General features: G+C 44.6%; 6 protein-coding genes. 3 read left to right on the top strand and 3 right to left on the bottom strand.

Going from position 1 to position 6221, the window contains the following annotated elements; all coding sequences use genetic code 11:
• From QUA54_RS33250 to QUA54_RS33260, 3 genes are all read left to right on the top strand, one after another.
• Positions 1-486: hypothetical protein (locus QUA54_RS33250; protein WP_333419178.1), on the top strand; the 486-nt coding region annotated here is incomplete at its 5' end.
• A 73-nt stretch (positions 487-559) separates the two neighbouring features.
• Positions 560-2692: an FHA domain-containing protein gene (locus QUA54_RS33255; RefSeq protein WP_333419179.1), complete on the top strand. Its 2133-nt coding sequence runs from the start codon at positions 560-562 to the stop codon at positions 2690-2692.
• A 126-nt stretch (positions 2693-2818) separates the two neighbouring features.
• Complete coding sequence (locus tag QUA54_RS33260) at positions 2819-3223, top strand: hypothetical protein (protein WP_333419181.1); 405 nt, start codon at positions 2819-2821, stop codon at positions 3221-3223.
• A 235-nt stretch (positions 3224-3458) separates the two neighbouring features.
• Here the strand turns inward: QUA54_RS33260 and QUA54_RS33265 are convergent, their stop codons facing one another.
• Genes QUA54_RS33265 through QUA54_RS33275 form a run of 3 tightly spaced genes read right to left on the bottom strand, consistent with a single transcriptional unit; the run spans position 3459 to position 6147 of the window.
• Positions 3459-4340, bottom strand: a complete 882-nt coding sequence (locus QUA54_RS33265) for a hypothetical protein (protein WP_333419183.1) — start codon at positions 4338-4340, stop codon at positions 3459-3461.
• Positions 4341-4375: 35 nt separating this feature from the next.
• Positions 4376-5215, bottom strand: a complete 840-nt coding sequence (locus QUA54_RS33270) for a hypothetical protein (RefSeq protein ID WP_333419185.1) — start codon at positions 5213-5215, stop codon at positions 4376-4378.
• A gap of 2 nt (positions 5216-5217) precedes the next feature.
• Complete coding sequence (locus tag QUA54_RS33275) at positions 5218-6147, bottom strand: hypothetical protein (RefSeq protein WP_333419187.1); 930 nt, start codon at positions 6145-6147, stop codon at positions 5218-5220.
• Positions 6148-6221 lie beyond the last annotated feature (74 nt).

Here is a 6221-nt window from a genome sequence, read left to right on the forward strand (position 1 = left end):
TGTGAGGCAGCCGTTGGTGGAGGAACTTGGCAAAACGGTCAATGTGTTTATGACAACATTCCTTCTGAGTCCCAAGATGATGCAGCAAGCACTACCGCAAATCCCCCTCAATCGCAGCCCTCTACTTCACAGCCTCAACCTCCGGCTCAAGAACAACCGACAAAAGAGCCGGATCTCTCCTCCAAAGAGAAGTGTGAGGCAGCCGTTGGTGGAGGAACTTGGCAAAACGGTCAATGTGTTTATGACAACATTCCTTCTGAGTCCCAAGAGGATGCAGCAAAACAAGCAGAGATTCAGAAACTGCAAAGTTGGTTGAGCCAGGTGGAGAGTTTGATCGCTCAAAAGGAAGGAGAATTGCTTAACTGTGAAGGTGCTGCACCTGCTGACGGTGTTTGCGATGAGATTAAGGGAACGCTGGCAGCTTTACGTACAAAAGCTGAGAAGTTGAAATATGAGATTGACTACGTCAGTCGGCAAGGCCATTAATTGCTGAAGGTATGAACCATCATGGCTAGTCAAAAACTTCTCAAAGATTACGCTCAAATTAATTAGACAAAATATGTCTCCCAAAACTGACAAATTAGCCCAACGGCTTCAGGATGTTCAGAAGTTTGTCGCTGCTAGAGTAACGCAAGATTCCACGTATCCTGCCATTGCTCAAGAACTGCTCAAGGTCGGTGATGCGCTCAAAGCAACTAAGCTCAACTTGCATATCTACAGTCGCTCTGCAGTCCTGGCACAAGCTTTAAAGGATAGCTTTAACTGCGCCGATCCGCGTCCTGAGGCTTTTCAACTGAATACTTTGCCTTTTCCAAAACAGTTGCCCCTGCTTAACTCGCAGCCTGCGGCCAGCCTCGTTTTGACCGCGGCAAGCCAGCCTACCCACTACTCCCTATCTGTCGGTGAAACCGTAACGATCGGTCGTCGTCCTGGTAACACCATCCAGCTTCTCGATCACTATGATCGCACCAGTGGAAACCATGCAGAAATTCGTCCACAACTCAACCCAACGCCCCCAGTCTGGCAAGTTTGTGACTTGAATAGCCGTAATGGAACCTTCGTTAATGGTCAAAAAGTGCAGGGTTGTCAAACTTTAGAAGTGGGCGATCGTGTAACTCTGGGGTATCCTACGGCTAGCGAGAAAGCTCCTGAATTAGTATTTGAAGGGATTGGCTCCGGGCAATTAGATAAATTTCAGCAGCAGCTAGAGCTTGCTGACATCCTGTGTCTTGTCGTCAGTTCAGGACAACCGTTCTCCCCCGAAGAGCAGCGTCTGATCGAAATTGCCAGTCAAGCACCTTTGGCACGTTGCTTCGTGGTCATGGATACTCCTAGAACAGGCAGCGAGTGGCAAACGGAGAACTTAAGCAATGCGGCAACGATCGCCTCCTGGCTCAAAGGTCAGCGTTTAGATCAGTCAGTTGAATTAGTTTCTTTGTCTCTGGGTTTGTTTGACCCAAATCGGCAGGCTGGAACGATGCTCGATCCGGGTGCTCAACCCGACTTAGTACAGTTTTGCCAAACGTTGAATTATCTAGTGGCAAACAACAAAGCAGAAGAACAAATTATCAGGCGATCGACAATGCAACTACTGCGGCAAATTGCTCGAATTGAGCAAGTGCTAGGAGTCCAAGAAACCGTTACGACACGGGCGATCGTCGCAACAGAGAAAGAACTCTCCTCTAGCGGACAAAGTGAATTGAAAGAGCAAATTCGTAAAGCTGTGAAAAAAGCAAACGAAGAGCGAGAGAAGTTTTTCAGACAGGTCAAAATCGATTTGAACCAATCTAGAAATGACCTTTTAGATAAGCATCGTCGCAACAGCATTTTGAACAAGATTCAAGAATTTGCTGCATCCCTCACTCCAGTTGTAACGAAACAGGGCAGCCATACGTACTTGCAATTAGTCTCACCGGGCGCATCGGGGGGAAGAGAAGTTAATTCTGCCATGACCCATCTCTGTCGCTCAGAGTTGATCCAATGGGGACATGAAGAGTGGCGCAAGATTGGTACGAGCTACGCCGAAGGTGGATATAATGCTATGCTTCGCCGGATTTACACCGCACTGAATATTGTGCCGTCTCTTAAATTGAATGATGTATTAGCTCAACCCATTCGAGATATGCAGATTGATCGCCACCTTGATGCGTCTGTTATTGAGTTTGATGATAAAACTGCTTATCAACAAGTCTCTCTAGCAGGCTATTTGTTTAAGAGTACAAGAAGCCAAGTTACTGGCATTATGTCAATGGTTACAATGGTTGCAACCATCTTTGGCATCAGCTTTAGTCAAAGCAACAATAATTCAGGAGGAGGTGCTGCGCCCTATGCCCTTCTCTTAGGAATTCTTTTTCCAATCGTGGTGATATTTCTTATCTACAGTTACCATCAGGAAAAGGACTTAAAACTGCGGGATGAAGGAGAGAAGTTGCGAGATAAGATAAGTGGAAACTATCAAGAATTGGCTAAGGGATTTGTCGATCGCCTCAAGCAAGCCTTTGACCTTAGACTAGATTCAGAAGCGCAACGTCTTAGAGAAGCAACAGAACTGGTGAACGAGCAACTAAATACTCATGCCGCCGACTTGGATAAAGAGCAGGTTCAAGCTAGAACTCGCTTGGCAGAGCAAAAAGTTCGCCAAACTGAGTTGAGAAAAGAACGGGCAGAGTTAGAGAAGTTGAAGCTTGTGTGACACCCCTAAGTGCGAAAAAACATAAAGCGTTCAATGATTCATCCAAATACTGTTTGCAAGAAGGTAATAATGCTACCCCCTCAAGAATATGAGAAAGCCCGAAAAAAGGCTCGTTATCATTTACAGGTGTCTGTAGACCATGTGCCAAATAATGTGACGATGCCTTGTGAAAATCTATGTATAAAAGGAAAAGTAGTTTGTATCTTTCGAGGACGACGCAGTATACGAATTGGTGATTCTGTAGAATTTGATGTGGCGGTTGAAGGAGAGCCGTACATTCTCAGGACGAGTGGCATTCTCTGGCTGAATTACTCAAACCTCCTTCAGGCAAATTACATGGAGGTTTTTCTCAACGGTAAACCACCAAATTGTAGTATCGCTTTATATCAATATGAGTTAATCGAGGCACCTACTAAAAATCCTACACTTTCTTCTCCACAGCCTAAGTGGTGGGACAAACCTTTAGAGGTTTGGCATTACTTTATACGCAGGGTCAGTTATTGGATTCAGTGGGGAATTTGGTTGCCATAAAAACCACTAATAATTACTCAGTTTAGCACTTGTATATAACAGTGTTCTCAAAGCGTTATTTTACGCGGCTTTACAGATAACTGGTATCAGGGCTATTTCATTCTAAGTCTTGATTTTTTAGGCATCTACGAAAATACACTGTTTCAGCCTTCAGGGACTTTATTTCTTACTAACTGAAACGACCAAACTCGTTGCTCACATTTAGAATGAAATGACCCTAGAACTGGTATGACAATTAACTGACTTTTTCTAAAAGCTCTTTGATTTCTTGAAAGATGCCAATAACGGCATTAATACCAACACTTGTTGTATTTACGCCTGTCACTAAAGCATCTTTAGAAGTGACGACAGTTGTACCAGTTGTATCGATTAGCCGACCTAATTGTTCTGCCATCTCTTCTAGATCATTCGCTGTCCTTAGTAAATCGTCTACAACTTTACCTTGAATTTCCTCACTCATCTGCTGTAACGTTTCTTGAGCAGATTGCTCTGTAGTTTGCCCAACTTCCTGAAGTTTAGCGGTTAGCTTTTCTAACACTTCGTCCAGATGCTGGGAAAACTCAGTGGCTTTTGTAGTCACAGTAGAAATCCACTCTTCAGCAATGAAGTTTTGCAATGTGGCAGCGCGTTGAGCAATTTCTTCCTGATGGGCTTCCAGTTCATTGCTGAATTTATCCGATAGAGAATTTTGAGTTTCGGCAACCAGTTCTTGGAGTTCTTGTTCTACTTGTTCAGCTTGTTCAGTTAAAGCAATAGTTGATTGCTCCAGTTCTGGAATATTACTCTCAAGCTCCTGACCAATGGATTCTATCTGCTCATCAAACGTCGAGATTACCTCCTGAGTTTCAGATGATTTTTGCTCAATTTCATCCTGTAATCCGTCTAAGCTAGCTTGCATTTGCTTCAAAGATTCAATCACTTCATCTGCTTCTGAGGTTAAACTGTCCTTTGCTCCATTCAAGCGTTCTAACAATGCCTGAGCACGCGCTTCCAATTCGTCTAACTCTGAGTCGATTTGTTCAGCAACTGCTGCAAGCTGATCGCGTTGCTCTAAGAGGCCACTCTTGACCTGCTCTACGGATTCTGATGGACTTTCTGGCTGAACTATTTCTTCCATTACTACCTCAGAATTAGATATTGTTTTGTTGTTTGTTAAATTAGGCTTTGCAGAGAATCCATTAAGTCTTTGATTTCGTCTATTAATGGCTCAACAGTTGCTCGAACAGAGGCTGAATCTGCTTTACCTTCAATTAGTTTTTGCCGCATCTCAGCAACCGCATCTGTAATTTGTTTAACGGCTCGACTAACAATCTCTTTCACCTCCCGTTCCACTTTTTCCTGAACCTGGTCAAATATTTGCTCTGTTTGCTGCTTAATAACGTTAGTGCTAGTGTCTGTTAGCTGAGTGTTGAACGCTTCGTGGCAGGTTGTCATTTGTTGCATCACCTCTTGCACTTTAGAAACTACATCTTGCTGTGCCTGCTCCATCACCTCGGTCAGACTGGCAACTTGCGCTTCAGTCATCTCTTTCGCTTCCGTGATTTGCAACTGCAAAGTTTCCACCCCTGCTTGAGTAGACTCTAGGGCTGAAACAAGTTGTTCCTGCCCAGTTTGAACAGCCTGCTGCGCTTGCTCTAGGGTCGTTTGAATGGTTTCGCCAAACTGAGCGATCGTCTTCTGCTGCTGTTCTAGCTGTTCCTTCAACACTTCTACCTTACCTTGAGACTCTTGAAGGTCAGAAACCAGCGTAGCTTGTGCTTGGGAGATCGTCTGCTGAATTACCTCTGCCGTACTGTTAAGGTCAGCGATCGCGCTGGTTATTTGCTCTGGCTTATCTGCAAGTCCCGTCTGAAATTCATTGAACACTGTTCCAATTTGCTCCAGTGTATCAACGACCTGTTCTTGGCGCGTCTCCAAACGGTTTACCAGGTTCTCAACCTCCTCAGACACTGAGGTTACTGTCTGTTCCATTTCTGTTTGTGAATCCACCATGATTACAACCCCAAAGCATCTAAACCAGCATTGGACAATTCAGCAATTTTCTTAGCGGCTACTAGAGCAGGCAAACTGTAGCTAATCGAGGCAGTGATGCTAGAGCCAACCGTCATTAGGACAATACTTTGTATCACTTCCTCAACCATTGCCGCGATCGCGTCTTCAATAACATCTTGGAATGCTGTCTCCAGCTCAGACTTGGCTGCCTCACCACAATGCTGACTGAGATCTTTCAGCATTTGAGAACAACGGTCTGTCAACTGAGTGCCCAGTCCGTCAACCTCAGTGTTAAAGGTGCTGTAGAGGGCAGTCATGCTCTCAGAAAAATGGCTGAACTGATCGCTCAGTTGAGTCAACTGCGTCTGGCTCACTTGCTCAATTAAGTCACCAAATCCAGCTTCTACGGCAGTCGTATGCACATCTGTTAGATCGCCGCTCAATGCTTCAAAGTCAGCTTCTATTGCAGACTGAAAGGATTCGACCTGAGATTGAAGTTGGGCGATCGCGTTTGTAAAGCCAGTTAAAACAACTTCGGTTTCTTGCCGAGTTTGAGTAACCGTTTCTTCTAGAGCAGTGATCGATTCTGCAATTTCAGCCAAGCTATCTTTTGCCTGATCATAGGTTTGATCAAGTTCTGATTGCGCCTGAGTTAGCTCCTGCTCAAATTCACTCGCCGTTTGCTGAATCGATTCCCACAGTTCATCCAACTCATTTTCTGCACTACTAAAATCCTCCTGCCATGTTTTTAACTCAGAAACGGCAGCACTTAGTTTAAAATTCCCAGAGGCAGCTTGCACCGCTTGGCTGATCGTTTGCAGTTGGGTGATGAGCGACCCAGCTAAGCGATCGAGATCATCACCCTCTGAAGTATCAGCAGGACTTGGGGTAACGCTATGGGTCATAGCTGCCGTTGTATGAGGTGAGTACATTAGACCTCTTGCAAAAAAAATCTATGTTATAATTAAAGGTTTTGAATTTTAGACCTGAAAGCTAACTCATAATT

The organism is Microcoleus sp. MOSTC5 (assembly GCF_036701825.1).
Lineage (GTDB): Bacteria > Cyanobacteriota > Cyanobacteriia > Cyanobacteriales > Microcoleaceae > Microcoleus > Microcoleus asticus.